Origin of the sequence: Nocardia puris, assembly GCF_003315035.1 — a bacterium.
Lineage (GTDB): Bacteria > Actinomycetota > Actinomycetes > Mycobacteriales > Mycobacteriaceae > Nocardia > Nocardia puris.
In genome coordinates, this window is record NZ_QNRE01000010.1 from 230,216 (window position 1) to 254,414 (window position 24,199).

Genomic DNA, 24,199 nt, shown 5'->3' on the forward strand with positions numbered 1-24,199 from the left:
TAATCGAGTCAGCGACTACCTCGATACCTCGGCCGGGCTCCACCGAGAGTAAGGCGTGCGCTGCGCGGCAGCCGCCAAGGACGCGGGCGCGCCCCAACCCTCAGCCGCGCGCGTGCCGCCCGTGCCGGGGCGCGCTCACTTCCGTCTTCTGCCCGAAGGGGCGGGCGAGCAGGACGGCGATGCCGGTGGTCAGCGGCACCGACAGCGCCAATGCGATGCCGCCGACGGCCGAGCGGGCGATCTCGATGGCGACCGCGTCGCCGACCAGCACGTCGCGGATCGAGCGGCCCGCGACGCTGAACAGCAGCAGCAGCGGCAGCGCGCCACCGGCGTAGGCGAGCACCAGGGTGTAGACGGTGCTGGCGATGTGGTCGCGCCCGACGCGCATGGCGGCGGCGAAAACCTCACGGCGGGAAGCGCCTTCGTCGAGCGCCGCGAGTTCGAACGCCGCCGACGCCTGCGTGATGGTCACGTCGTTGAGCACACCGAGCGAGCCGATGATGAACCCGGCCAGCAGCAGTCCGGTGATGCTGACGTGCTGGATGTAGGTGGCGACGTTGGTGTTCTGTTCCTCCGACAGACCGGTGAGGTGGGTGATCTCGATCGAGATCCAGGAGAGCACCGCCGCCAGCGCCATCGAGGCGAGCGTGCCCAGCAGGGCCGAACTGGTGCGCAGGTTCACCCCGTGCGCCAGATACAGCACCGCGTAGAGGATGAGCGAGCCCGCCACCAGCGCGACCGGGATCGCGGGCTTGCCGTCCAGCAGCGCGGGCAGCAGGAACACCACCAGCACCCCGAACGCGAATCCGAGCCCGATCAGCGCCTTCAGGCCGCGCCACCGCGCCACCGCGATGATCACCACCACGAACGCGATCACGATGAGCGCCAACGGGAATCCGCGCGCGTAGTCGTCGAACGAGTACAGCGGCGTGCCGTTGGGGTCGGTCTGGCGCACGATGCGGATGTGGTCGCCGGCCCGCAGGTCGGGCTGGCCGGGGCCGGGCGCGATCTCGAACAGCGTCTTGTTGCCCTGGTGCGGTCCGGAGTCGATGGTGATGAGGCTGCGCTGACAGGTGTAGGCGTCGTTGCGCGGCGCCTCGGGTTTGTCGGCGAACACCTTGCCGATGGAGGGGCTGCCGCAGGGCCCGACGTCCTGGGCCACCACGGTGCCGGCCTCGGTCTCCACCGCCCCGCCCCCCGCGTTCTGCATGGGCAGCGGAATCTCGACGTGCTGGGCGCTGGGCCACAGGATGATGGTCGCGATCACGGTGATGACCCCGATGACGGTGAGCAGCCCGATCACGACACGGGTGGCCGTGGCGCCGATCTGGATCGGCTCCGAATGATCGTGATGGTGGTGATGGTGGTCGCTCACCGGGCTCCTACTTCCGTCGTGTCCCCCGGACGGGAAACGTGCGCGGTGCCGAGCTTAAAGGATTTCGTTTTCAAGTTCGGCGGGCCCCGAACTCACACCGAGCCCCGGCAGACCCACCGGCTCGGCATTCGAGCCCGCGGTTCTCCCACGTCGAGCTGTTCTGGACTCCCGAGACCGGCGGAAGAACGCGGCGCCATGCGCAAGCTGATCTACGGCATGAACCTGGCCCTGGACGGCTACGTCTCCGCGCCCGACGGCGACCTCAACCGGAGCGACCCGAGCGACGAACTATTCGAATGGTGGCTCGAGCGAGAGCGGCCGATCGGCCTGTTCCTGTACGGCCGCAAGCTGTGGGAGATCATGAGTTCCCACTGGCCGACCGGCGATCAACAGCCCGATGCCGCCCGGCATGAACATCCGCGGTGATGCGCTCGATACCGGTCAGGCCGCGAAATGCCGCTTGCGTCCTGCCATATCCCTCGGTGTCACTTCGAGCCCTCCGCCATGGCCGAAATCGAATCCCGAACGGCCTTATTCAATCTGCGGAAACTGGCGCCGTCCCCGGATGCAGCGCAGGAGCGGCGCCGGCGATACGGTACGCTTCATGGCGATCGATGATCACCGGGGGTGTTCTTGTCGCAATCGCGGGGTGGGCAGTTCGTTGCCGTACCAGCTGAAGTCACCGACGCCGTGCGCTGTATCCAGCTGTCAGGGCAAGGATCTGGTGAGCGGGCTCCGCGCCATGGACTCCTACGTCAACGCTCGTTCGAAAGAAGATGATAGTGGCACCGATCAACAATTCAACGCTCCTCTTCATCTTCTACTTCATCATCGTCGTGCACGTTTTCGATTCGGTGAAACATCTATGGTCCGCGAGGACTCGCGAGACGGTTCAGGACGATTCCGCCACGGACGGGCCAACCAGCGTAGTTCACACCAAGAACATGCACCGGCTTACCGCCCTCTGGTCGATCGTCCTCTGCCTGCTTTGCCTTCCGTGGGTGGCATATTTGAACTACATAATCAGCGAGGAGGATCGTCGCATACCACTTCCCGTCCTCATCTTCATGGCAATCTATGTCATCGGATTGGGCGTCATCGGACCGCTCGGCAAGAAACTCATCAACGAGCAGTAGCGCCGACCTGGCCGCCACAACTCACCTCGATCAGACGACAGACTCGGTCACCACCATCCCACCCCGCACCGATGCACTCGCCCGCCCCGCAGAGCGCCCTCCGCGGCCGACCGACGAGCCGACCCGAACGAACGAGACGACTGGAAGGGCGGCACCGCACACGGCACCACACCCCGGCAAACGCAACAACTGATCACGCACGAACATGGGGGACTCGCCGCGAACGGGCTAACTCCGAACCCCCGGCCGCGTACACAACTCACCCCGCACCTGAATCAGGCCAAAAAACGCGGAGAGACGGGGGAGGGGGCGGCGGAGAGCAGGGGGATGTCTCCGCCGCCCGCGGGCCGACGCCCAGGGGGGTAGGCGGCCGGAACCCGAGGCCAGGTTGCCCAGGGGGGGTAGGCAACCCGACCGGGCACTAGAAGTGCCGAGAGCCACTGTACACAAAAGCTCCACTTTTGCGCTAGTCGGTCTTCAAAACTCGCTCGTATCCATACATTCGGTATGTTTCAGGGGTCGAACCGGGGCGATTCCGGCGTTTGCACCCGAGACGCGCGTCACTGCCGGTAGCTCGCCAGGAAATTGCCGAACCGCTCGATCGCCACCGCGAGGTCTCGCGCCCACGGCAGCGTCACGATCCGCAGGTGGTCGTGGTGCGGCCAGTTGAAGCCGGTGCCCTGCACCATGAGGATCTTCTCCTGGAGCAGCAGATCCAGGATCAGCTTCGAGTCGTCGTGGATCTCGTAGACGTTCGGGTCGAGGCGCGGGAACGCGTACAGCGCGCCTTTCGGCTTCACGCACGAGACGCCCGGGATCATGTTCAGCCGCTCCCACGCCACATCGCGCTGTTCGAGCAGTCTGCCGCCGGGCAGGATCAGGTCCTCGATGCTCTGATGCCCGCCGAGCGCCACCTGGATCGCGTGCTGCGCGGGCACGTTCGGGCACAGCCGCGAGGAGGCGAGCAGGTCGATGCCCTCCAGGAAGCCGGCCGCGTGCTCCTTCGGCCCGGTGATGGCGAGCCACCCCGACCGGTACCCCGCCACCCGGTACGCCTTGGACAGTCCGTTGAACGTGAGACACAGCAGGTCGGGCGCGAGCGAGGCCAGCGAGATGTGCTTGGCGTCGTCGTAGAGGATCTTGTCGTAGATCTCGTCGGCCAGCAGCAGCAGTTGATGCTTGCGCGCCAGATCGACCAGCTGCTGCAACACCTCGGCCGAGTAGACCGCGCCCGTCGGGTTGTTCGGGTTGATCACCAGCAGCGCCTTGGTGCGCTCGGTGATCTTCGACTCGATATCGGCGATATCGGGCTGCCAGCCGTTGGACTCGTCGCACAGGTAGTGCACAGGGGTGCCGCCGGCCAGACTCGTCATGGCCGTCCACAGCGGGTAGTCCGGCGCGGGGATGAGCACCTCGTCGCCGTTGTCCAGCAGCGCCTGCATGGTGATGGTGATCAGCTCGGAGACGCCGTTGCCCAGGTAGACGCTGTCCACGTCGAGCTCGGGGAATCCGGGCACCAGCTCGTAGCGGGTGACGATCGCGCGCCGCGCCGACAGGATGCCCTTGGATTCGGAGTAGCCCTGCGCGTACGGCAGCGCGGCGATGATGTCGCGCATGATCACGTCGGGCGCCTCGAAACCGAACGGCGCCGGGTTGCCGATGTTCAGCTTGAGGATGCGGTGGCCCTCGGCCTCCAACCGTGCCGCGTGCGCGTGTACCGGTCCACGGATCTCGTAGACGACGTTCTGCAGTTTCGTGGACTGCTCGAAAACGCGCGGCGGGCGATGCGGTAGCTGACTCGGACTCACCTGTCCCATGGTGCCATCCCCCCGCAATCACATTTCCCCTGATCCGGCACCGCGACCCTCAGGCCGGTCGCTCCCCCGGCGGGATGCCCTTGGCTGCGGTGGCGCCGCAGAACTCCTCGATGCGTTCGTCGAGCGCGCGCGCCTCGGTCGCGGCGCGGAAGGTGGGCGCGGCGATCCGCCTGCGCACGCCCGTCAAACGCTCCTCGAGCTGTTTGATGCGCTTGTCCTCGTCGAGCCCGAGCACCGGGTCCAGCGCCTCGGCCGCGCCGTCGAGACTGCCGTTGATCAGGTGCGCGGCCGCGCAGTCGACGCGGGCCAGCGCCTCCGCGCCGTAGGAGCGTTTCTCGGCGGGCCCGCCCGCGTAGAGCTCGATCGCGCGCCGAGTGGCCGCGAGGGCGGGTTCGGCGCGGCCGAGGTGGATGAAGGTGGCGCCCGCGTAGTACTGGGCCTTGGCGTCGGGGAAGCCGAACACGCCGCCCACCTCGTCGTGCAGGTCGTCGGTGGCGGCGCGGGCGCGCGCGTCGTCGGCGGCGCGCACGCAGCGTTCGGTGTCGTCGGCGCTGCCGATCTTGGACCAGATCCTGGCCTCGATATTGAACAGCCGCACCCGCGCGGTCGCCGATTCGGCGTACTCCTGGCCGCTCTGGGCCAGCAGCACCGCGCGGCGCGGGCGCTCCGACCAGTACTCGATGAGCGCGTGCATACCGCGCGTCCAGGCGCGCAACCCGTTGTGCCCGCACAGTTCGGCGTAGGCCCACGCGGCCCTGACCTGCTCGCCCGCGGCGTCGTAGTAGCCCAGGTCGGTGCTCGCGTTGGCGAGCAGACCGGAGAGGGTGCCGGCCAGCAGGTAGAGATGGCTGGTGTCGGCGGGACGCTGATGCCCCTCGAGCAACCGATAGACGCGACGCCGTACCCGCAGCATCTCCACCATCATCGGCACCGGTGGGATGTGCACGTAGTCGTTCGCGATGCGCATGACATCGGCGTCGAGCTGGTCCAGCGTGGTGGCGCCCACGTTGGTGCTCTCGGCCCGGCCCGCGTGCTCGCTTGCCTCGTGGGCAGCCGCCATGATCAGATCCCTCTCCGAAATCGCTGCTAACGCATCACCTCTCAACGCACCCGCGTCTATGAGAGCCAGAAGGTCGGCGTCGCTCGAATAATTGCCGCGCGCTCGGGACGAGCGCGCACCGGAACCGGGCGCGGCGCGCCCGTCGACCCGCGGTTGTTCGATCAGCTCCGCGAATCGCGCCCGCACCACGTCGTCGGACCTGGCCAGGGACGTGTCGAGCGCGGCCTGATTGACCGGGCGCGGATGGACCCGGTCACCGCCCGCCTCCCACTTCGACACCAGTCGTTCGTGCACGCCCAGATGCGCGGCGAACTCCCGGATACTCATCCTCTTGGCATCGCGAAGGGCACGGGTCTCCCTGCCTGACCACTCCCTGACCACGATGTCATTCCTTCCGGACGAACTCCCATCCCAGGGTACGAGGGTGATGTGTCCTGTGCCACACACAATTCGGAGCGGCTATTGGACGTGCGTCCATAACGGAACCGTTGGGAGACCGGCGAATACGTGGCACACACCTGGTGAATCCGCAGGGGCAGCGTAAGGGCAGCGGCAGGGCGATTCCGCACGGCGACCGGGCGCGCGACCCTGGAACCGGAGGCAAGGAGTCGGCCGTGAACGTGGACAAGCTGAGGACCGTCGAGGACTGGGTGGCGCTCTACCGCCACGATTACGGACTGCCCGCCACCGAGCGCGGCGGATTCGTGATGCTGCCCGTCACCGGCCGGGTCTGCGTCGTCCACCTGCCCACCGTGCGTGCCGAAAAGGTCAGGGCGGCACTGGAACAGCACGGGGCGAGGGGTCCCATGCTGGCCCGCCAGATCCGCTGGAGCTTCCTCGCCGAACCCGACAGCCGCCCCGGCCCGCAGGTACTCGAGGTGCTCGACCGCCTCGATATCGGCATCCCCGCCGTGGGCAGCGCCGTGATGTTGCCGACCGGACTCGGCCGGTGGACCCGGGAAGGGTGCTTCTGGGTCAACCCACCGAGCCGGGGCGACGCGCTCCCGCCGTTATCGCTGGTCATCACGACGGCGCTGGCGGTGGGAGCGGGCGGCGGGGACTGAATGCGTCGTCGGTCCCCGCTGCCATCGAACCCGGTCCGCCCCACCCCTGCCCCTAACAGTCGACGGGGCGGACCGGGTTCGATGCGAAAAGGACGCCGCGCGAGGCGGATTCACTGGGGAAGGTGAATCGGCCCCGTTCGGCGTAAGGGTCGTCAACTGGCGGCGGGGCGTCGCAGGCCCGCGCGTACGGCTGTGCCTGCCCGACGGTGAACGGCCCGGCACCGGGCTCGGGGGCCCGCTCCAGCGCGCGTGCGATCGCCGCTCAGGAGGCGGAGGTCACCACCATGTGCCAGATGCGCTGCGGCGCGCGGGGCCTGACCACCACCGTGGGCGACCACGGCATGACGAAGCGGCCAACCGGTGCGCGCGCCTCAGTTCTGGCCGGGCGGCCAATTTCCCGCGCGACAACTCCCGGCGACGGGGCGGGGTCAGTGCGACTCGGCCGCGTTCAGCGCGTCGGCGGGCAGGGGGAAGTTGAGGTAGGAACGCGACGGCGTCGGCCCGCGCTGGCCCTGGTATTTCGAGCCCGCGCCCGCGCTGCCGTAGGGGTGCTCGGCCGGGCTGGTCAGGCGGAACAGGCACAGCTGGCCGATCTTCATCCCCGGCCACAGGGTGATCGGCAGGTTCGCGACGTTCGACAGCTCCAGGGTGATGTGCCCGCTGAAACCGGGGTCGATGAACCCGGCCGTGGAATGCGTGAGCAGACCCAGCCGGCCCAGGCTCGACTTGCCCTCCAGCCGCCCGGCCAGATCGTCGGGCAGCGTGCACACCTCCAGCGTGGACCCGAGCACGAACTCGCCGGGGTGCAGCACGAACGGCTCCCCCTCGCCCGGCTCGACCAGACTGGTCAGCTCGTCCTGCCGCTGCGCCGGATCGATATGGGTGTACCGGGAGTTGTCGAACACGCGGAAGAGCCGGTCCAGGCGCACATCGATACTCGACGGCTGGATCAGGTTCTCCAGCAGCGGCTCGACCCCGAGACGCCCAGCGGCGATCTCCGCACGGATATCGCGATCGGAAAGCAGCACCGGGTGAGCGTAACCGTGATGCCCGCTCGCCGGTGCGCGCGGGTTCGCGGCACCGGGTGTTCGATGTCGGAGCGACTCAGCGCCGGCGATGCGTCCCGACGCCCATCCGCCGACGCAGCCGCGCCGACGGCGTCCCGTTGCCCAGCACGGCCGGCGCACGGTGGGGCCGCGGCATCGACCTGCGAACGAAGAACGTGTACCGGCTCACCGGGGAGAGTGCGCATCAGGCGAGCGGCACGCACCGCAACCCGACGTCGAGGACGTGACGGGGTGCCGACGCACCCGAATGACTGTTGACGATCCCGGCCGCCGACGGGAAACGCGCAGCCCCGAAACGACGAATCCCCCTGGAGTCCAGGGGGATTCGATGTGGAGCCGATGACGGGAATCGAACCCGCGCTGTCTGCTTGGGAAGCAGAAGTTCTACCATTGAACTACATCGGCGCAGTGCCAGTCGCACTATCGGCGACTGTAGCAGATCCCACCACCTAGCGGAAAGATCCAGGTCACAGGCCGGATTCCCCGGACCGAACCTGGTCTCTACCTCACGCCGCCCGTACGCCCGGTCGCCGCCGGAGAAGCACTTCGGGAGGATCTGGGGAAGATTTCGGGGAAGACTCGGCCGCGACGGTGTCCGCATGGACAGCCGGCCCTAGTTCTCGGGCAGCCGGTCCGAACGTCTTCAACATCCCCTGCGACGGCTCCGTCCGGGCACGCCAGCAATCTCGTAGCCACCGCGCGACCTGCGAAAACAGATCTGTCACTGGCCGAGCGGACATTGACGCGGCGATCTCGACCAGCTTCACTTCGGCTGCGGGAGCGGTCTCATCCGCCGCGACCAGCGGTCAGAACCGAAAAGCCCCTCACCGGAAGGCCATCCGATGAGGGGCGGTGACGAGAAGATTGGAGCTTCCCGACATGACCATTGTCACACAGCTACGTCCGCGCCTTCGGGGGCAGCGGCACGAGGGGCCATTCGGCCCCGACCTGGACCTTGCGGAGCAGCAGCGTCGCGCGCGCCAGCGGCTCGACGACGAAGCCGACGACGCGTTCACGTCGGCCTTGTCCAATCGCGAGCTGCTGGCGAATCGAGCAGCGGCGGAGATGATTCGCGGCTTGGAGCGGAAGGATCAGCTCCGTCTCGCGAAGGCCACGATCAGACACCGTGCGCGGCGACGCCGCGCTGAGTTCGCCGACGCGGAGGCGTTCGCTGACGCCGTGGCGATGCATCGCCGAACGGTTAGTCCGGAGGCGCGCGTCGCTCGGCTGCTGCGGTCATCGCGGCGCATCTCGGCCGTGCTGACCGGTGTCATGGCAGTAGGGATCGTATGGGGGGCCGTCAACGTTCAGCACAACGTGGCTGCCGGTCTACCGCTGAGCGATCCCCGGTTCTGGCTAAGTTTCGCGATCGAGCCGATGGTGACGGTACCGCTGATCGCGATGATGAATCTGGCGGCCACTGCGGCACGGGAGGGGCGTGCGATTGACCGTTCGCGGCTGGTGCTCGTCGAGGGCGCGCTCCTCGCGTTGGTGTTGACGCTGAGCACTGGTCCGTACATCGCCGCTCGGGATTTCATGCGCGCGATCGAGTTCGGCGTAGCACCGGTGATGATCGCTGTCGTGGTGGTTATGCATGGAGTTGCCAACCGGGAGTTCGCTGGGATGATCGCGAGCAGCCCTGCGCTTGCCGCCGCCGACGGCGGCAAGCTTCCAGCTGCTTGACTGCGCCCGGCCGGATTCTCTGCCAAATCTGAGCTGCCGATAGGGCATTCCGGCAGACACACAGAACTGATACGGTCGAATGGTGTCGGGACGCCTCCCCTCCTCGTCCGGGCATCCACCTCCATTTCGCACAATTGGCGGTGGCGAGTCAGGGAGTCATCTATCGCGACGCTGACACCTGGGTCGATTACCGGGTCGGTCACGCCGGGGGCAACTCCGACGTGGCCGACCCATGATTCAAAAACCCGCCACCGACGAAGCCTCGTGAATGACGGGGCGTCGCGCATAGCGGAAAGGACGCAGAACGCCCCCTCCTCGAGCGGGAGAGGGCGTTCCGTTCCGCTGACTGATGGGCTAAGGCATCCTCGTGCCGGCCCCCCGATGGTTGGGATTAGCCTACGCGACCTTCGTGGCGCGGTTCAGGTAGGCGTCGACAACCGAGTTCGGAATCTTCCCCCGCGGTCCCACCTTGTAGCCGTTGGCGTTCGCCCATTCCCTGATGTGCCGACGCTCCTCCGGCGTGAACGTCCGGCTGGGGCTGGAGATTTCGACAACCACGGCAGACTTCGCCGTGGGACCGGCGTTCGCGGTCTTGCCGCGAGACTTCCTGATCACCTCGGTGTGCGAGGCGCAATCGAGCCAGGGCTGCAACACTTCCGCGAGCTTGTTCGCGCTGGCGTGCGACAAGTCCCAAGCGTAGATCTTCCCGTTGTAAGAGAGCTGGCACAGCTGCGCCGGCGCGATTTCCAGCGGCCCGATGACGTCGCCCGTGTGGTCATCAATCGTGCGAATGATCGTTTCCTTAGCCATGCTCGCAGGCTATCGCGAAATATGCTGGGTGACAACCGATCTGAAACGCTGGCGGCCCATCCGCTATTGCCCGAGGATTGCTGTACACCGCCCACGGAGCGCTCTAATGACGTGGATCACAGCCCGTGCGAGTTGCGGAATGCATCCTTCCTATTGCAGGTCTCCACCGTCTGGTACGTCGGGCACGTAGTGGCGGTGGTGAACGTCGCGCGACCAACGGCAGGCGACCAGGGCGCTCGACGCGGTGCCGCCGGTGACCGTGCATCTAGCGTCTGCGAAATGGGCGGTGTTGATGGGGTCGTATCGCATGGTCAGGCGCGCGTACGCCCAGTGATCGGGTGCTGCGGGGTCGGCTTCTGCGGGCATCTCGTCAAGGACGAAGGTGTGTGTGAACGTTGTGCTGAATGGGTTCGCGACCACCTGGGCCAGCCCGGCGGCGTACGTGGCCACATTGGGGAGACTATCGCAAGCGCGGACCGTGAGGAATTCCCCGCGGGACGTGACTACTTCGATCCAGAATTTTGGCGCAATAGGGTCATAGGTGGTTACCACGGTAAAATATGGCGGAGTCGGAATGGGGACGACCATCTGGTTCAGGGTATAGCCGGAAAGTGTGGCGTGTGCGTCTATCCTCCATAACCCGCCCGATTTCAGCACGATTCGACCGTCGGCTGCCACCGACGCTTTTCTCGCTGGGCCCAACTGGCGGTTATAGGGAAGCATCACCGTCTTACGTGGCGATACCGTCCAATTATTCGCCATGAACGCGCTGGCGAATCCATCGATACCCGTCAGCAGATCGACCCGATTGATGAGTGCATTCTGACTATCGACAACGTGCGCAAGCCGCTCGGAGCGTTGCGCCCAGACGTTTCGCCAACTGTCTTGCGCACTTTGCCAAGGGCCGAGATCGCGACCGCGAAGCGTTGAAAAGGCTGACTCTGACGTGATTTCCGCACCATACGTGGAGCCGACGATATACGCAGTGCTCGGCCGAGGCTGGTTCGGAGTAGTCATCCCAGTTTGCCACCGTCAGGTACAGTCGGGAGATTGTGTGCGTGCTCTGTACCGTTGTTCCATTTGTTTACCGTGAGTGCGCTTCGGACGGTGCCGCCATAGATTTTGTGCCAGTCGCGTGTGTGCCCGGCCTCTACTCGGACGATGAACGTGTCGTCGTCTGGAATAACGAACGTATGCGAAAAGGATGCCGTTTCAGACCCGTACGGAGTGATGACCATGTCAAAACGACGTTCGGTGAATATGCTGAAATTTTCAGCGTAGACGACAGTCAGGCGTGCAGCGGCGGCGGTATTGGATTGCCCCCACCCGCTCGGCGCTGGATACCAAGTAATGTGCGCATCGCAGCGCCATAATCCTTTCGTGGCAAGCCGAATTCCACTCGCAGCGAGATCTGTTTCCTTGCGTGGACCAAGCTGGGTATCGAAAGGCAACAATCGCCAATCTCCCCCGCCTCGAAGATTCCAGTTTCGGGACAGGAAAGTCGAGCAGTATCCGGCGACACCATCGAGCAGATCGATCCGGTCCGCGAGGTCGATTTGGGCATCCTCGAACTGGTCGAGGCGTTCGGCGAACGCGTCGTCGGCGGCGTTCAGCTCGCGCTGCGCTCGACGGTACTCGCCGAGAATCGGCGCGCTGAGCGCGCTCTTCCAAGAGTCGGTTGTGATGTCGGAGCCGTAGGTGGAGCCGACAACCCACGCGCCGGCGGGCGGCTCCGCGCCGGGAGTCGTCACATGGTCCTATCGGTCGCTGATGAGGTGTTACAGATCGCCGTAGATCTCAGGCGGCACCGGCGGCACCGGCGGCGAGGCCAGCCCGAGCAGCGCCGAGATGTAGCGGACGGCGATGCGGTACTTGCGTTCTTGCCCATCCAGCGCCGCTTCGAGGGTGGCGACCCGGTCACGCAGGTCACGGACCTCCTCCCGCAGTGGCTGGACGACTGAATTAAAGTCCGCTCGTTGGGATTCCAGCGAAGGGAGACGCCCGCCGTAGTAGGTGATCAGAGCGACCGCCACCGCGCTCAGAACGGTGGCGACAGTCGCCAGGATCGCGGGCAGCATGCGGTCACCTCTCGGGCGGTGGCGTGTGGACGTTCAGCTTGGCCAGCAGTGCAGCGGAGGCGACGAATGCCGCGCCGACCCCACTAGCGATGTCCGCGACCAGCGTTTCGCTGCCGGTTGGGAGAACGTTCAGCACCACGAGCAGGCCCGCGACCGCGACGGCGACCGCGTAGACCCGGTCACGGACAGTCGCTGTGAAGTTCATAGCCGGTGGTCCTGTTCAGCCAGGGCGGCGCGCAGATCCTCCAGCCCGGCAAGCACCTGATCGAGTTTCGCGAGGGCGTCGAGGCCCGCGCCGTGCGCCGCTGCGGCGTGCCCGAGGACTGTTTCCGGCACGTCGGCCTGCTGGCCGTTGCGGTACGGCAGGACGCGCAGCGTTGCCTCGAACACCAGCTGAGCCAGCGCCTCGACGACCGAGAGGCGGTCTACCTGACGGCCGAGCGCGACGGAGTGTCCGCCGACCGGCGCGAGCATCCGCCAGCCCGTGTTCCCGGCGAGCGAATCGGTGTCGTCTCCACGGAGCTGATGAAGCACTTCGTCGGCTCTACTCATTGAATCATCCTCAATTCCAAGCATTTCAAGCAGGCTGGGCAGGTCCAGGGCGGTGTAGTTGCCGTCACAAGGCCCCCATGGTGCGCAGGGCACCGCATCTCCGTACTGGTGGGCGAACCGCCCCGGAAACGTGTAGCTGTCGCCGGGCCGGTAGTTGTAGTGCGGGACTATCAGGTTCAGATCCGGCGGACGCACCGGCCACAAGCCCGGGTCGGCACGAGGGTTGTAGTAGCCGATGACGCGGCGTGAATCTCCACATCCGTCACGTAGCCAGTCGATCTCAGCATTGACCGCACGGGAAACGTCGCCGCGAATCCGCCCTCCCGCGCTCTCCACATCGACCATCGACACCACCCGCGGGTGCCGCCACAGCCCAGCCTCTTCGAGCATCTGCCGGTGGAGCTGTGCGCTGTCCTGGTCTGGCCAGTAGAAGTAGTAGACGATCAGGCAGACCAGTCGACCGTCGTTGAGCATCGCTTTCGCGTTGCGGGCGTTCTCGACGAAGACTGCGTCGCGGCGATCGCCGGAGGAGGAGCGGAACGCGAACACCTGGTGCGGATAGGAGTCGTCGATGGCGATGGGCCGTCCGGCGGCGTCGGTCTGGTAGTGGCTGACATCAGCCCAATAGACCCCGCTCATACTGTGCCCCTGAGCTGGTGCAGCACTAGGTCCCATACCGGATCGTCATCGTCGGAGGGGGCGGGCGAGCCGAAGACTCCGAGGTACCCCTCGCTTAGCCTTGCCGCGAAGGTCCGGAGCCGCGGGTGGCCTTCAGGCAGGGCGAGCTGTGTGTGCATCTGATCGACGTACGCCTCCGGCCAGTCGCCTCCCCACCACACGGTCCCCTCGAACAGCCTCACGCCTTCCCGAACGCGGGTGACCAGATCCGCGGGCATCGCGTACCGCTTCCACGGCAGACTGGTCGAGTTCAAATCGATTGCGGTCCCTGACAAGTGGTTGCTGTTCCAGATCGCGTTAGTGGGCGACCAGCCCCAATAGTCGCGGGGGCGGTAGGTGTCGATGCGCATGACGTGGGCGTGCCACCACGCGCACCAGGCGATGAGGATGGTCGCGGCGTCGCCGGCTCGGACCTCGGGGCGTACGTCGGCGGTTCCCGGGACCACAGGGTTCACGCACTCGTCCCGGCGGCACTGCCGCCAGCCGTTTTCGGTGATCAGAGCCAATGCTATTTCCGTTCCCGTCCCGCGCTCATATCGCTGCATCTATTGTCTTGGACCGCAGGACGCCGTTCCAGACGATTCAGTCGGTCACGACGAACGCAACGTCACCAGCGGACGCGGATTCCGGGATGTCGCCAAGCGCCTGGAGTTGGGCGACGATCACCTGACGTTCCTCGGCGGTGTAGTCCGCGACCCTAGGAATTCGGACCGGCTCCGGGTCGGGGTCGCCAATTGGTACATAGCGACCGGCCGGGTTATACGCAGACCGGGGACCGCGGATCGGATGTTGATACTTCTTCGTCGCCAGCTCCGGGTGCACTCGAACCCCCAGTTCATGCTGATGGACAGCGAACACTGCCGCCAAGGGAGGCGGAATGGTACCAGGCGATCCCGCCATTCCCGGAACGGTGATCAGCGTGGACTTAATTGCCTCAATCTCCGCGTCGACAACATTTTCATTGTAAGTTTCGGTCACAGGACCCCCAAGTCTTGCAGTATTCCGAGGATTTCTTGCAGGCGCTCCCACGCCTGGACCACTGGGTCCTTTTCGTCACGCTGCCCGATAGTGATTTTCCAAGTGGGAGCGGTGTCGCGATCCCACGTCAGCGCCACCTCGGTGACTTGGTCCACAAAAACCTGTCCCGGCGGCATTCCGCGCACCGTGGTGCCCACTCGGTCGCCGACGTAGAAGTGCCCGAAACCTCGCTGCCCGATTCGATAGGGCGCGCCGTCGGCAACGACAACCTCGTGGCTGATTTGCTGGCGAGTCGACCACTTGGCGGCGCGCACAGAAAGTAGCCACTGAATTGTGTAGGCGCGATCGCTGGATTCGGCCCATTTTTCTTGGTACGTCGACCAGCCGAGGCGATTTCTCCGACCAGGTACTTCCTGCGCAGAGAATGCCCCGAGCACGTTGCTGTAAATAGGTTCCAGCAGTGCGTCAGCGACCGATCCAAGGTCCGGAAGCCCCGGCACCACAGCCGCGACCAACGCCCCTCCCAGGCGAATTGCCGCCGACAATCCCTCATTGATTCCGGGCATCGAGTTCCCGCCTCCCACAATACGGACATCCGTAGCTGGTCGGTAGACGAACTCCGATTGCTGAATTCCCGTGTGAGTACCGTCGCGATAGATCACCCACGGTGCACTCGCCACCGTTCCCAGGAAATTCGGATCGGAGTACTCCGATGGCATGGCGGGATCGGCGATCGTGCGGATGCTCTCAGTGACACCATCCGGCTCAACGTGGACAAACTGCCTGACCAGGCCGGTTGCCAGGTCACCGGAGAACGATGTCTCCTGATAGGCCGCACTTTTGTCTACGAGATCGATCACCAGGCAGCCGGGCCGCAAGCGGGCACCGGGCCATGGCGGCGCGTCGCCGGGCAGATACCGGCGGAAAGTCCAAGTGAGCTGTGCGTCTTCCACCACCTTTTTCGTGCAGTCGTGGATCGATTTGAAGCGCGAATGAACGACCGCCAAAGGTGAGGTGTCGTTGGCGATTGACTCGGGCGCTACTACCATCGACCAGTTTTCTGGGTGGAATTGCTCCCAACTGGCGGGATCAAGAGGGTCGGCAGGTAGTTGCCACCATCCCCCCATGACGCGCTGGATCGCGAAAAACGCGGTCAATTTGCAGATCCATCGGGATGGACCGAAAATTGTCCACACCTTCGGAAATTGCACCTCCGGAGGGAGTAATCAGGCCCTTTGCCTGCCGCCCCGGCCGGTTATGGCCGGGGCGGCAGGCAAAGGGGTTGGCGTACCCCAACAGGTGCTTCAGCTCTTCATAATCGTGCTTGAAGAGAATGCGCAGCGAGCCGGTGCCGTCGTCATTCTTGACGACGGTAAAAGATTCCATGCGGCCCGACCATCTGACTCCGTCGCGGTCGACCGTTGCGTGTATTCCGTCCGTAGATCGACCGTTTACATCGATCACCCAATCCGACATCCAGTAATCGAGCGGGAGTTCGAACAGAGCCGTCCCGGTTTCATTGTTCAGCTCACGGATGTCGGCGGAAACAATTCGGTTGACCGCGCCGCGCAGGTTCCAGTCACCATCCCAAAACCTCACCACCGGAGGATTGAGCCTCGCGGACTTTTCGAGCGACGCCGCGTGCGCGAGCCTGGCATAGGTGGCGTCGAAATCGATTGTTACTACCGTCATTGCAGCCCCCAGGGCCGCGACCAGGTCCTCGGGCAGCGGACTTGCAACCCCGCGCCCTCTTCGGCGTCCGTTACGCTGACCGGAAGTTCAGTTTCGGGAGTCCACGGCGGCACTGGGTACAGAAAGGCGACGCCATTCATCAATGACCAAACCTGCGATCCGTTCATGTCGCGAAGCTGATCCGCGAAAGGATCGGATTGGACCCAGAAGACTTGGTCTGCCCTGGCCATCGGGAGGGAAATTCGTCGGTGGCGATCTTCTTCAGCCCGACGGAAGCGATTGTCACCCCACGAGAAGTCCGGCAATACCCACCGACCCGGGCCTTGGACGATCCATTCCAACCAGATCTCCACGTCGGTCGGATTGGAGACGGTGACCGCGCCTTGGGATTCAGGTCCAGTCGCCACGAAGGCGTCGGTGACGGGCTCCTCGTACCACCAGGGGTCACCCGCGACGCACGTCATGACGACCCGCTCGACCTTGGTCATGTGGGGGTCGCGCTCCGGCTCGAAGGCCGGCTGCTCACCGAGCCGCAGTCGCAGATGTCGGCGCGAGTCTTCGGTGGTGATCCACAGCCGGGTGTCGCGGTCGTAGCTCCACGCCTTGCGCCACGCCGAATCTGCCTGCCCCCAGGTTCTGCCGGTTGTGTTGCCGACCGTGACGCCGAAGACGATGTCTCGCTGGAGATTCCGCCTGGCGTAGTAGGTTGAGCCGATCTGGCTGGAGTGCGAGCCGTAGATCGTGCGGACAGGCGCGTCGTAGATGCCGGCCACGTCGGTGCCGAGCCACACCCCCTGCGCGCCCATCCCGACGCCGGAGATCACGAAACGCGAGCCGTCGCAGCCCTCGACCTCGACGAGAGTTCGTGCCATTAGTTCCCTGTTCAGTTGTGTATTTAGTTGTGGTCGAATCGATTTCGACGTCTTGTAGTCAGCGTTGGATGTACCCGGCCGCCTTCTGCCGTTGCCTAAGTGACTCCCGGCGCATCGCCTCGTCCAGGTCGCGGACGTGGTAGTGGATGTGCTCCTCCACCACCCGCGCCGCCTGCTGGCCGCCCTCGCGGAGCGCACCGCCGTTCTGCACGAGGCGGGTTAGGAATCCGGAGTCGCGCAATCCGAGATCGGACCGCACTCCGTCCCACTGGGCTGTGAAGAACCCGGAGACGATGTCCATGGCCCGCGGTCCGAACGTCTGGGTGAACAGCTCCGGACTCATTGGCTGCGGAAGCGGCGGCTCGCCCGGCCCGTGCCGGTCTTCCGGCTTCACCGGGTCATCGAAGTGACCAGGATCGACGGACATGTCGGCACCAGGCGCGAACTCTTCGCCCAGTACCGGCGGAGAGTGAGTAGCCGTGGCCGGGTTCTGGGGCAGAGCTTGACCAGGGTTGTTCGGCGCCTCTGGCATCAATCTGCCTAGCAGCGTGACGACCTCGGAAATGACGCGCTGCGCCTGCTCGACGATTGCGGGTGCGTGCCCGGGGTCAATGTCGGGGACGGTGAGTCGCGCCGCGCCGGCCAGCGCCTCGATCAGGTCCGCCAGCTGGCTCCATTGCTCGTAGGTGAGCACAGCCTCCGGCGACCCCGAAAGGTTCCAGCCGATTCCACCATGTGGCAATACACCGCCCTGGTCGTACCCGACGCCACGGAACGCCGCCGCCAAGGACCCGTACTTGGGGTCGCGCAACGCGTAGTTGATGGCGGCCCTGATGTTCGATTCGGGGTCGTAGATGTCGGTGTTGTACCCAGCGTCGGCGTAGGCACGGAAGGTCGGGTCGATGACCTGGAGCAGCCCCTTGGAAGGAATACCCGCGGCGGCGTTGGAGTCCCACAGGTTGATCGCGCGCGGGTTGCCTGAGGACTCCGACCTGATCTGATTCAGTACTCTGTCGGTCTCGCCAAGATCCTGGCCCTTCTCCCGTAGGACCTTCTCCACGAGCGGACGCCACCGCTCTACGTCGGCGGTGTTGCCGGACGCGCTTCCGAACGTGGCCAGCGCGGGCGAGGCGTGCGCCGCCGCCAGCACGGTGTCGATCAGATGCTCGCCAACGCGACGGGGCAGAACGCCGAGCAAGCTGGTCCCGCTGTCAGGGATCGTGTCCCGCAGGGTCGCCAGCGGCGTGACGAGCCGATCGAGCACCTGCTGACCGAGCCCGGGCAGGTAGTCCCCGCCGGCGGCCAGCGAGATCATCTGCCCATCGGATGCGATCGGCCCCAAGTTGGCCCAGTGCAGATGGTCGACGTGTTGGGCGTTGGTCGGCTGCCCGTAGTCGAATCGCCGACCGTTCTTCAAGTTTGTCCACCCCGCGAGCGGCCAGTGGATCAGCTCCGTGGACATCGGATACCGGGAGTAGACCCAGCGCGCAATCTCGGCCATGGGCCCGCCGAGGTCGATTGCGCGCCCCGCCATGTGGTAGTCGAATCCCGCACCGACATCTCGAAAGCGCTTGGCGCTGGTTAGGATTGCACGAGGGAACGCGCTCCTGACGGCATCCCACAGCGATCGCTGGACCGGGTCGAGCGGGTCCGCCGTGGCGACGATCCCGCCCGTGGCGTAGTGCTGAATCGACGACTGGTAGCGGCGCACTCCCGCGACGCCGTTGCGGCGGGCTGCGGCGTTCGCTTCGTGGACGTAGGTGCTGCCGACGGCACGGACCCATTCCGGCCGCATGATCGCTTCGCCGCCGCCGACGGCGATTGTGCGAGTATCGCGACCAGGCGTGTACCCGGGGATGACGCCGCCGGTGTGATAGCCCTCGATCCGAGAGACGGTGATCGTCCACTCGGGTAGATCCGGTACCACCTGCCGCAGTGCGGTCCAGGCGTCGCGGAGTCCCCTGTTGACGACGTGGTCGAGAATCCAGTTGACTGGGTCCGCGACCGCTCGCCGGACAGCGCTCCACTCGACCGACAGCGACTGCACGCTCGTCCGCGTCTTGACGGCTAGGTCGCCCACCGCACGCGTGAGGGCGGGCAGCATCACAAGCGTTATGTCCGCGATGTCCAAACCGATTGCCGGACGCAGGGATTGGAAGGCACGCACCGCCCCCTCCTCGATGCCTGCGCGGAAGCTGGCGTGCAATCCGGCCGCGCCGACGCCCAGTTCCGTGAATGCGGGCACGGCCACCGCGCTGGCATCGACCACCGCCTGTCCAGCTGCTGCTGCCGAGGTCGCGATCCCATCGAACGCGGGCAGTAGCTGCTCGTCGTAGGCGCGACGAACACCATCGGCGAATGTCGAGAACGAGCCATGGGCGGCGGAGAAGTCGGGCACTTGCGGCACTGCGGTGGGTTGCGCAGCCTGTTGACCCTCGCCTGGTGTCGATGGCTGCGAATTGTGTTCTACAGCATCTGGTTTCGCCGGCAGAGGAGCGCCGGGGGTAGGGATTGGCAGCGCGTCGGCGGGCGGTGCATTTGGGGTGGACAAGTCCACCGGAGTGGCGTACCCGAGGTAGGAAGGTTCGTAGCCGAGTAGTCGATTATATTGCGCGAGTTGAGATTGCAGGCGGCGGCGTTCATAGGCGGACTGCTCGTCGGCTAGTGCGATCAGGGTGTCACGACGCTGATCCATAACCTGCTGGCGGTCCAACTGGACTGCGGCACCGTCGGTGTGGTCGTTGATCGCGGCGCGCTGCTCGGGCGACATCTCGGGTGGCGTGCTATTCATAGCCGCTCGCTCCGTGTCGCTCAGCGTCACGTTGTACGGGTTCGCATCCGCCGCGAAGTTCTCCGGCGAGTTGGAAACAATCCGTCGCCAGCGGTCCTCGAGTTCGTCCAGGCTCTGCTGCGCGGGGCTGGTGTCGATGTCCAGGCGCGGCGGGTCGGCCAGAGCCTCGGGAATGAGCCGGAAGTAGCTGAGGAGGGCGTCGATGCGTTCGCGAGGCAGCTGATCATCGAGCATCGCGATCAGGCGGTCCTGCACTTCCCGCATCGCCGCCGCTCGGGCCGTAGTTGCCTGTTCCTCGGACTGCCCCGCCTCGCGGGCCGCGACGTAGGCGGCGGCTCCGACCCCGGCGAAGGCGGTCGCCAGCTGATCAAGCTGTCCCGTCAGATCGCGTCCAGCCTGCTCGGTGGTCTCCAGTCGGCCATTAGCCTCGATGAGGTCGGCGAGCCACAGCGCCGTCGCGCCGTCGTCGGCCGTCAGTGGTTTGCTGAGGATCGATTCGAGCTGGTCCAGCGCCTCGTCGGCCGCCAGCCGTGCATCGTCTTGAATTCGGGCGTCGCGACGCTGAGCGGCGAACGCCTCAGTGAGGGTGTCGACGGCTTCTGCCGCGCCGAGCGTTTGAGCGCGGATCGCGTCGTATGCCGACGCCATCCGGGATGCCGAGGCGACCGATTGGTTGAACTCGTTGCGGAGGTACTGCAAAACCGGCAGCAAGGCGTCACCTTCGGTGCCGGTGGCCCGTACGCGTGCGATCAGCGCGTCATACTGCTCGTTCGTGCCAACGATCGCGTCGGCCACGTCACCGTAGGTCGCGCGCAGCTTCTCCCACGCGCCGACAGCGTTGGCTGCGAAATCTCGGCGAGCACGAGCGTCCGCAACGTCGTCCGTCCCGACGCCGAGGCCGAAGCCACCCGAGAGCGCCCATCCGTCGAGTTCTTCGTCATCGATGGTGCGGAGACTGTCGATGCGTTCGGAGAGCCGGTTGGCGATGGCGGCGCGCACACGCTCGTCGGCGACACCATCCGACTCGGACAGGGCCTCGGTCAGGCGTTCCCGAAACTCGGGCTCTGACTGCTGATAGTCGCGAAAAACCTGCTCGCTCTTAGCGATCTTTCCTTCGAACTCATCAGCCTTGGACGACAGGTATCCGAAAGCCAGCGCCGCAGCGGCGATATAGCCACCCCACGAAGCAATTCCAGCGCCGATACTCGACACCGCACCCGAAAGCCGTTGCAGGCCAGCGCTTCGCCTTCCAGATTCCTCTAATCGTGCGTTGAAGGACGCAACTCCGCGCCCGGCACCGAGGAATCCAGCTCCGATCCCGGCGACCAGCGCGCTCAGCGCGTTGAAAGTCTTGATGGCGAGAATGGCGGTGACCAGCGTCTCCAGGAGCGGGATCACACGCTCCAGTGACACGGCCAGTTCGGCGAAGGTGCCGATCAGGTGCAGAATCGGCGTACCCACTGTCTGCACCGCAGGCAGCACGGTCTCGGTGAAAACGCTGGCCAGGGCGACCATGACGGGATAGAGCCGGTCCCACGCCGCGCGGGTGGAGTCGAAGAAGTCGCGGACGCCGTCCTGGCCGGCGGACGAGGCGAGGCGGTCACGGAGCCCACGGACGCGGCGCTCGAGCCCGTCGAGCATAGAATCGCCATCGGCCCCGGTTGCTCGAAAAACCTGCCGGAGCACGCCGAAGGTATCGCGGATGACACGCCCGAGCTGCTTCGTGCGCTCGATTCCGGTGTCGATCATCGCCGCGAGCGATCCGTCCGCCCGCATCGCGGCAACCTTGGTGTCGAACCGCTCGACCTCGTCAGCGAGCCCGCTCAGTATTTGCGGCAGGAATGCCGATCCGGTGGCGGACAAGCCGAGGATCGTGCGAGTCAGCGGTTCGAACGCGCGCGCTGCCTGCGCACTCGCTCGACTGGCGTTGACGAAGAACAGCTGGAGGTCGACGTTGGCGAGATCGGTGGACAGGTAACGCAGCGATCGCCGAAGCCCGCTATTGATGCCGACGGCGATGCCATCCAGACCGCGGCTCAGTACCGGCAGCCCAGCGCGGCCCAGCTCCGTGACGTCGGCTGCAAGACCTTGAAATAGGCTGTCCTGCACGGTAAGCCGCATCGAACGCCACGCGTCGCCCATTCCGCGTACGTTCTCGACGAATTCGCGTGCCTGAGGCGACAGGTTGGCAAGGGCCTCGGAGTACTTGCGTTCCCAGGTCGATACGTTCTCAGTCGCCGTGCGCAGCGCCTCGCTCTGAGAATCGATTGCGTCGGCGATTCGTCGCTGAGCGTCGGCGTCGGCCTCGGCGGCGTCGCGGATGGTGCGGCCGAGCGCGGCCTGCGCCTCGGCCTGCTGGTCGGTCGCGTCCAGCACGGCCTCTTTGGCGCGCACGACGCCGGCGTCGCCGTCGATCCCGCGCCGGTTGGTCTCCTCAGCCTCCTCACGCAGCTGCTGGTTTCGGCGGCGGACGTCATCGTAGGTCTCGTCGGCCGCCGTGATCGCGACCTGTAGCTCCTGGATGTCCAGACCTGACGCACCGCCGGCTCGAAGCGCGTCGGCCAAGTTCTGGCGGGCACGCAGAGTGGCCAGATACGCCTGACGTTCGCTGGTCGCCGACCCACGTAGGGCGTCGTTGACGTCGCGGATGCGCTGTACAGCGTCGCGCCGTGCTTGACTCAGCGCCTTCTGGGCATCGGTTGCGCTGCGCTGCGCCCGTTCCACGGTGCGCTCGGCCGCTGCGACCGCTTCCTGCCCCTGCACGGCGGTGCGCGCCGAGGATCGGTAGGCGTCTTCCACCGATCGTTGCGCTTGCGCAATCCGGCGGGCGGCCTGCTCACGCGTTCGGGCGTCGGCGTCGGCGTCGCGCCCGGAGTTCGTGGTCATCTGCGTGGCGGCCTTGAAAGCGCTGGGAACGCCGGTGCTGCCTACGACGATCGCGGTAATGGAGGCTGCCGCGCCCGCCGCTAGCGCGGGAAGCACGGCCAGCGCAGTCCCGGCTTGCAGCAGCGATCCGACCAAGGGCACCAGGTTGACGGCACCGAGTGCAGCCAGGGCGGCACCGGCACCGACCGCCACTTGAGTGGTCGCGGTGAGCAGACGACCCGTGAGCAGCAGTCGCTCGGTCAAGCCATCGAGAATGCGGGTGGTGCGCTCATCGATCGCCTCGGAGAACCGCCGAAATATCGGCATCTCAACGCGGCGGTCCAGAGCGCTTTCATCCCGTATCAGCGCGGTTTGGGCGTAGCTTTGGCGCTGCTGAGCGGCGGTGTAGTCCTGCGCCGCCACAGCACGACGCGCCCGAAGTGCAATGAGCGCCGCCTCCGACCGCGCCACCTTCCGCGCGTCGGCGTCCGACGCCCGCAGCAACTCGCCATGGCGCTCCTCGGCTGCGTTGACCGCTGCGGTCGCGGCATCCAGCGACCGGCGAGTCCGGGCTACCGCTCGTTCGGCGGCATCCACGTTCTGCGCAGCGCGGGCTGCCTCCCGGATCGCGCGCTGATCCTCCTCGAGAGCGTCGTTGAGCGGCGCGCCTTGCAGGATGCGCTCGGCTTTTCCCCGTACGCGAGCGAGCGCGGTGCGCGGTGGCGAGGACAAGATCTGGTCGATCAAGCTCTGCGCGCGATCGCGAGCACGGCTGGCTTCAGCGCGGGCGCGGGCTGACTGCGCGTCATCCGGTCGTACGGCTCGAAACGCCTTCCGCGCTTCGCGAAGCGCCGCCTCGGCCTCGCCCGCCATTCGCTCCAGCCCGGCCTGAACGTCGGTGGCCCGGCGATACCGCGCGGCCAGGACCCGAAGGTCGTCGGTGAGGCGGCCCGTCAGCGGCCGGTCGCTCATCCCGGGAGTGAAAGGTCCGCGAGCATCCGCCATCGCCGCTTGCAGATCCTGAATGCGGCGTGATCTGGAGCGCCGCGTGAGCCCGTTCCCGCCCTCGCCGCGAAGATCATCGAACTGGCGTTGTGCCCTGGACATCGCATCCGCGAACTGGCGAGCGAGCTGCTGGGTGATTCGCGCCTGCTGAGCACGAGCCGCGGCATCGTAGTCGACCTGGCGTGCCGCGTCCCGGAGGTTCTGCCCGCGCGCTGACTGATCAGGGCTGAGCCGTCCGCGGTACCGCGCCAGATCCTCGACCACCAGCCGTTCACGGCGGCCCAAACGCGTTGCGACGCGGCGGAATCCCTCAGCCTGGCCGCGAGCGGCTTCCTCGCCAGCAGTGCGGCCGGCGCGGCGGGCAGCGGCGCGGTCTACCGCAGGGGTCAGCGTGCCTGCGCGATCCAGGCGGTCGGCGATCTGGCGCTCGGCGTTCTCCAACGCAGTGCGGGAAGCGCGCACCTCGACATCGACCGTGTGGTCGAGCGCCTCGATTTCGGCGCGTGCGGCGGCGGTGTCGGCGTCAACGCGCAGACTGATCTCGGCGACGATGCCTGCGACCGCGGTGCGAACCTCGGTCTCCATCTGGATCTTGAGGTCGGTAGTGTCCGGGCGTACGACGATGCGTGCGGTGCCCGCCGAGTACCGAGACGGCAACGTCTACTCCGTTCCCTGT

19 protein-coding genes, 1 tRNA gene and 1 pseudogene are annotated in these 24,199 nt (G+C 66.0%); 4 read left to right on the forward strand and 17 right to left on the reverse strand.

The features are described from left to right. Positions 1 to 100: 100 nt before the first annotated feature. Positions 101 to 1,375, reverse strand: coding sequence for a YibE/F family protein (locus tag DFR74_RS23590; protein ID WP_067503913.1), 1,275 nt, complete (start codon positions 1,373 to 1,375; stop codon positions 101 to 103). A gap of 195 nt (positions 1,376 to 1,570) precedes the next feature. Between DFR74_RS23590 and DFR74_RS23595 the strand changes: the two are divergent. Continuing rightward, positions 1,571 to 1,789: pseudogene (locus DFR74_RS23595) on the forward strand (dihydrofolate reductase family protein); the annotation flags it as partial. 368 nt (positions 1,790 to 2,157) lie between these two features. Continuing rightward, positions 2,158 to 2,511, forward strand: coding sequence for a hypothetical protein (locus DFR74_RS23600; RefSeq protein ID WP_147265891.1), 354 nt, complete (start codon positions 2,158 to 2,160; stop codon positions 2,509 to 2,511). A 560-nt stretch (positions 2,512 to 3,071) separates the two neighbouring features. Here the strand turns inward: DFR74_RS23600 and DFR74_RS23605 are convergent. Both DFR74_RS23605 and DFR74_RS23610 read right to left on the reverse strand, forming a co-directional pair. Beyond that, positions 3,072 to 4,328 carry a pyridoxal phosphate-dependent aminotransferase gene (locus tag DFR74_RS23605; RefSeq protein ID WP_067503908.1) on the reverse strand — a complete coding sequence of 419 codons (1,257 nt, stop codon included), beginning with the start codon at positions 4,326 to 4,328 and terminating at the stop codon, positions 3,072 to 3,074. Positions 4,329 to 4,377: 49 nt separating this feature from the next. Next, positions 4,378 to 5,715, reverse strand: coding sequence for a helix-turn-helix domain-containing protein (locus DFR74_RS23610; protein ID WP_084537344.1), 1,338 nt, complete (start codon positions 5,713 to 5,715; stop codon positions 4,378 to 4,380). Between the two features lie 287 nt (positions 5,716 to 6,002). On the opposite strand from DFR74_RS23610, the gene DFR74_RS23615 reads away from it, so the two are divergent. Continuing rightward, on the forward strand, positions 6,003 to 6,452 hold the full coding sequence (locus tag DFR74_RS23615; protein WP_067503902.1) for a hypothetical protein: 450 nt from the start codon (positions 6,003 to 6,005) through the stop codon (positions 6,450 to 6,452). 428 nt (positions 6,453 to 6,880) lie between these two features. Here the strand turns inward: DFR74_RS23615 and dcd are convergent, their stop codons facing one another. Further along, positions 6,881 to 7,480: a dCTP deaminase gene (gene dcd / locus DFR74_RS23620; protein ID WP_067503899.1), complete on the reverse strand. Its 600-nt coding sequence runs from the start codon at positions 7,478 to 7,480 to the stop codon at positions 6,881 to 6,883. Between the two features lie 370 nt (positions 7,481 to 7,850). After that, a tRNA-Gly gene (locus DFR74_RS23625) sits at positions 7,851 to 7,924 on the reverse strand. Positions 7,925 to 8,398: 474 nt separating this feature from the next. On the opposite strand from DFR74_RS23625, the gene DFR74_RS23630 reads away from it, so the two are divergent. Further along, entirely contained in the window at positions 8,399 to 9,202 is an 804-nt protein-coding gene (locus tag DFR74_RS23630; protein ID WP_147265892.1) for a hypothetical protein, read from the forward strand. A gap of 396 nt (positions 9,203 to 9,598) precedes the next feature. Here the strand turns inward: DFR74_RS23630 and DFR74_RS23635 are convergent, their stop codons facing one another. The 12 genes from DFR74_RS23635 to DFR74_RS23680 form a co-directional block, all read right to left on the reverse strand. Next, positions 9,599 to 10,012, reverse strand: coding sequence for a histone-like nucleoid-structuring protein Lsr2 (locus DFR74_RS23635; protein ID WP_067503892.1), 414 nt, complete (start codon positions 10,010 to 10,012; stop codon positions 9,599 to 9,601). 150 nt (positions 10,013 to 10,162) lie between these two features. Beyond that, complete coding sequence (locus DFR74_RS35520; protein ID WP_147265893.1) at positions 10,163 to 11,029, reverse strand: hypothetical protein; 867 nt, start codon at positions 11,027 to 11,029, stop codon at positions 10,163 to 10,165. Beyond that, a complete protein-coding gene (locus DFR74_RS35525) occupies positions 11,026 to 11,763 on the reverse strand; it encodes a hypothetical protein (protein ID WP_147265894.1) in 738 nt (245 codons plus the stop codon). Before DFR74_RS35525 ends, DFR74_RS35520 begins: the two co-directional genes overlap by 4 nt. A gap of 27 nt (positions 11,764 to 11,790) precedes the next feature. Then, a complete protein-coding gene (locus DFR74_RS23645) occupies positions 11,791 to 12,090 on the reverse strand; it encodes a hypothetical protein (RefSeq protein WP_067503886.1) in 300 nt (99 codons plus the stop codon). Positions 12,091 to 12,094: 4 nt separating this feature from the next. Then, the gene (locus tag DFR74_RS23650; protein ID WP_067503883.1) at positions 12,095 to 12,295 is read right to left on the reverse strand and encodes a hypothetical protein; all 201 of its coding nucleotides are present in this window, start codon (positions 12,293 to 12,295) and stop codon (positions 12,095 to 12,097) included. Beyond that, positions 12,292 to 13,281, reverse strand: a complete 990-nt coding sequence (locus DFR74_RS23655; RefSeq protein ID WP_067503880.1) for a hypothetical protein — start codon at positions 13,279 to 13,281, stop codon at positions 12,292 to 12,294. Before DFR74_RS23655 ends, DFR74_RS23650 begins: the two co-directional genes overlap by 4 nt. Further along, complete coding sequence (locus DFR74_RS23660) at positions 13,278 to 13,826, reverse strand: M15 family metallopeptidase (protein ID WP_232331629.1); 549 nt, start codon at positions 13,824 to 13,826, stop codon at positions 13,278 to 13,280. Before DFR74_RS23660 ends, DFR74_RS23655 begins: the two co-directional genes overlap by 4 nt. A gap of 76 nt (positions 13,827 to 13,902) precedes the next feature. Next, a complete protein-coding gene (locus DFR74_RS23665; RefSeq protein WP_084537343.1) occupies positions 13,903 to 14,298 on the reverse strand; it encodes a phage gene 29 protein family protein in 396 nt (131 codons plus the stop codon). Next, positions 14,295 to 15,494 carry a Gp37-like protein gene (locus DFR74_RS35530; protein ID WP_459178097.1) on the reverse strand — a complete coding sequence of 400 codons (1,200 nt, stop codon included), beginning with the start codon at positions 15,492 to 15,494 and terminating at the stop codon, positions 14,295 to 14,297. The genes DFR74_RS23665 and DFR74_RS35530 overlap by 4 nt, the downstream gene beginning before the upstream one ends. Then, on the reverse strand, positions 15,388 to 15,990 hold the full coding sequence (locus tag DFR74_RS35535; protein WP_147265896.1) for a Gp37-like protein: 603 nt from the start codon (positions 15,988 to 15,990) through the stop codon (positions 15,388 to 15,390). The genes DFR74_RS35530 and DFR74_RS35535 overlap by 107 nt, the downstream gene beginning before the upstream one ends. Continuing rightward, entirely contained in the window at positions 15,987 to 16,862 is an 876-nt protein-coding gene (locus DFR74_RS23675) for a hypothetical protein (RefSeq protein ID WP_067503873.1), read from the reverse strand. Before DFR74_RS23675 ends, DFR74_RS35535 begins: the two co-directional genes overlap by 4 nt. Positions 16,863 to 16,920: 58 nt before the next feature. Then, the gene (locus DFR74_RS23680) at positions 16,921 to 24,108 is read right to left on the reverse strand and encodes a transglycosylase SLT domain-containing protein (protein ID WP_067503869.1); all 7,188 of its coding nucleotides are present in this window, start codon (positions 24,106 to 24,108) and stop codon (positions 16,921 to 16,923) included. Positions 24,109 to 24,199 lie beyond the last annotated feature (91 nt).

Bases quoted from the DNA above. Each gene is read 5' to 3' on its own strand.
- DFR74_RS23605 (WP_067503908.1), bottom strand. From the start codon at position 4,328: ATGGGACAGGTGAGTCCGAGTCAGCTACCGCATCGCCCGCCGCGCGTT.
- DFR74_RS23610 (WP_084537344.1), bottom strand. From the start codon at position 5,715: ATGAGTATCCGGGAGTTCGCCGCGCATCTGGGCGTGCACGAACGACTG.
- DFR74_RS23630 (WP_147265892.1), top strand. From the start codon at position 8,399: ATGACCATTGTCACACAGCTACGTCCGCGCCTTCGGGGGCAGCGGCAC.
- DFR74_RS23635 (WP_067503892.1), bottom strand. From the start codon at position 10,012: ATGGCTAAGGAAACGATCATTCGCACGATTGATGACCACACGGGCGAC.
- DFR74_RS35520 (WP_147265893.1), bottom strand. From the start codon at position 11,029: ATGACTACTCCGAACCAGCCTCGGCCGAGCACTGCGTATATCGTCGGC.
- DFR74_RS23645 (WP_067503886.1), bottom strand. From the start codon at position 12,090: ATGCTGCCCGCGATCCTGGCGACTGTCGCCACCGTTCTGAGCGCGGTG.
- DFR74_RS23650 (WP_067503883.1), bottom strand. From the start codon at position 12,295: ATGAACTTCACAGCGACTGTCCGTGACCGGGTCTACGCGGTCGCCGTC.
- DFR74_RS23655 (WP_067503880.1), bottom strand. From the start codon at position 13,281: ATGAGCGGGGTCTATTGGGCTGATGTCAGCCACTACCAGACCGACGCC.
- DFR74_RS35535 (WP_147265896.1), bottom strand. From the start codon at position 15,990: ATGACGGTAGTAACAATCGATTTCGACGCCACCTATGCCAGGCTCGCG.
- DFR74_RS23675 (WP_067503873.1), bottom strand. From the start codon at position 16,862: ATGGCACGAACTCTCGTCGAGGTCGAGGGCTGCGACGGCTCGCGTTTC.
- DFR74_RS23680 (WP_067503869.1), bottom strand. From the start codon at position 24,108: ATGGAGACCGAGGTTCGCACCGCGGTCGCAGGCATCGTCGCCGAGATC.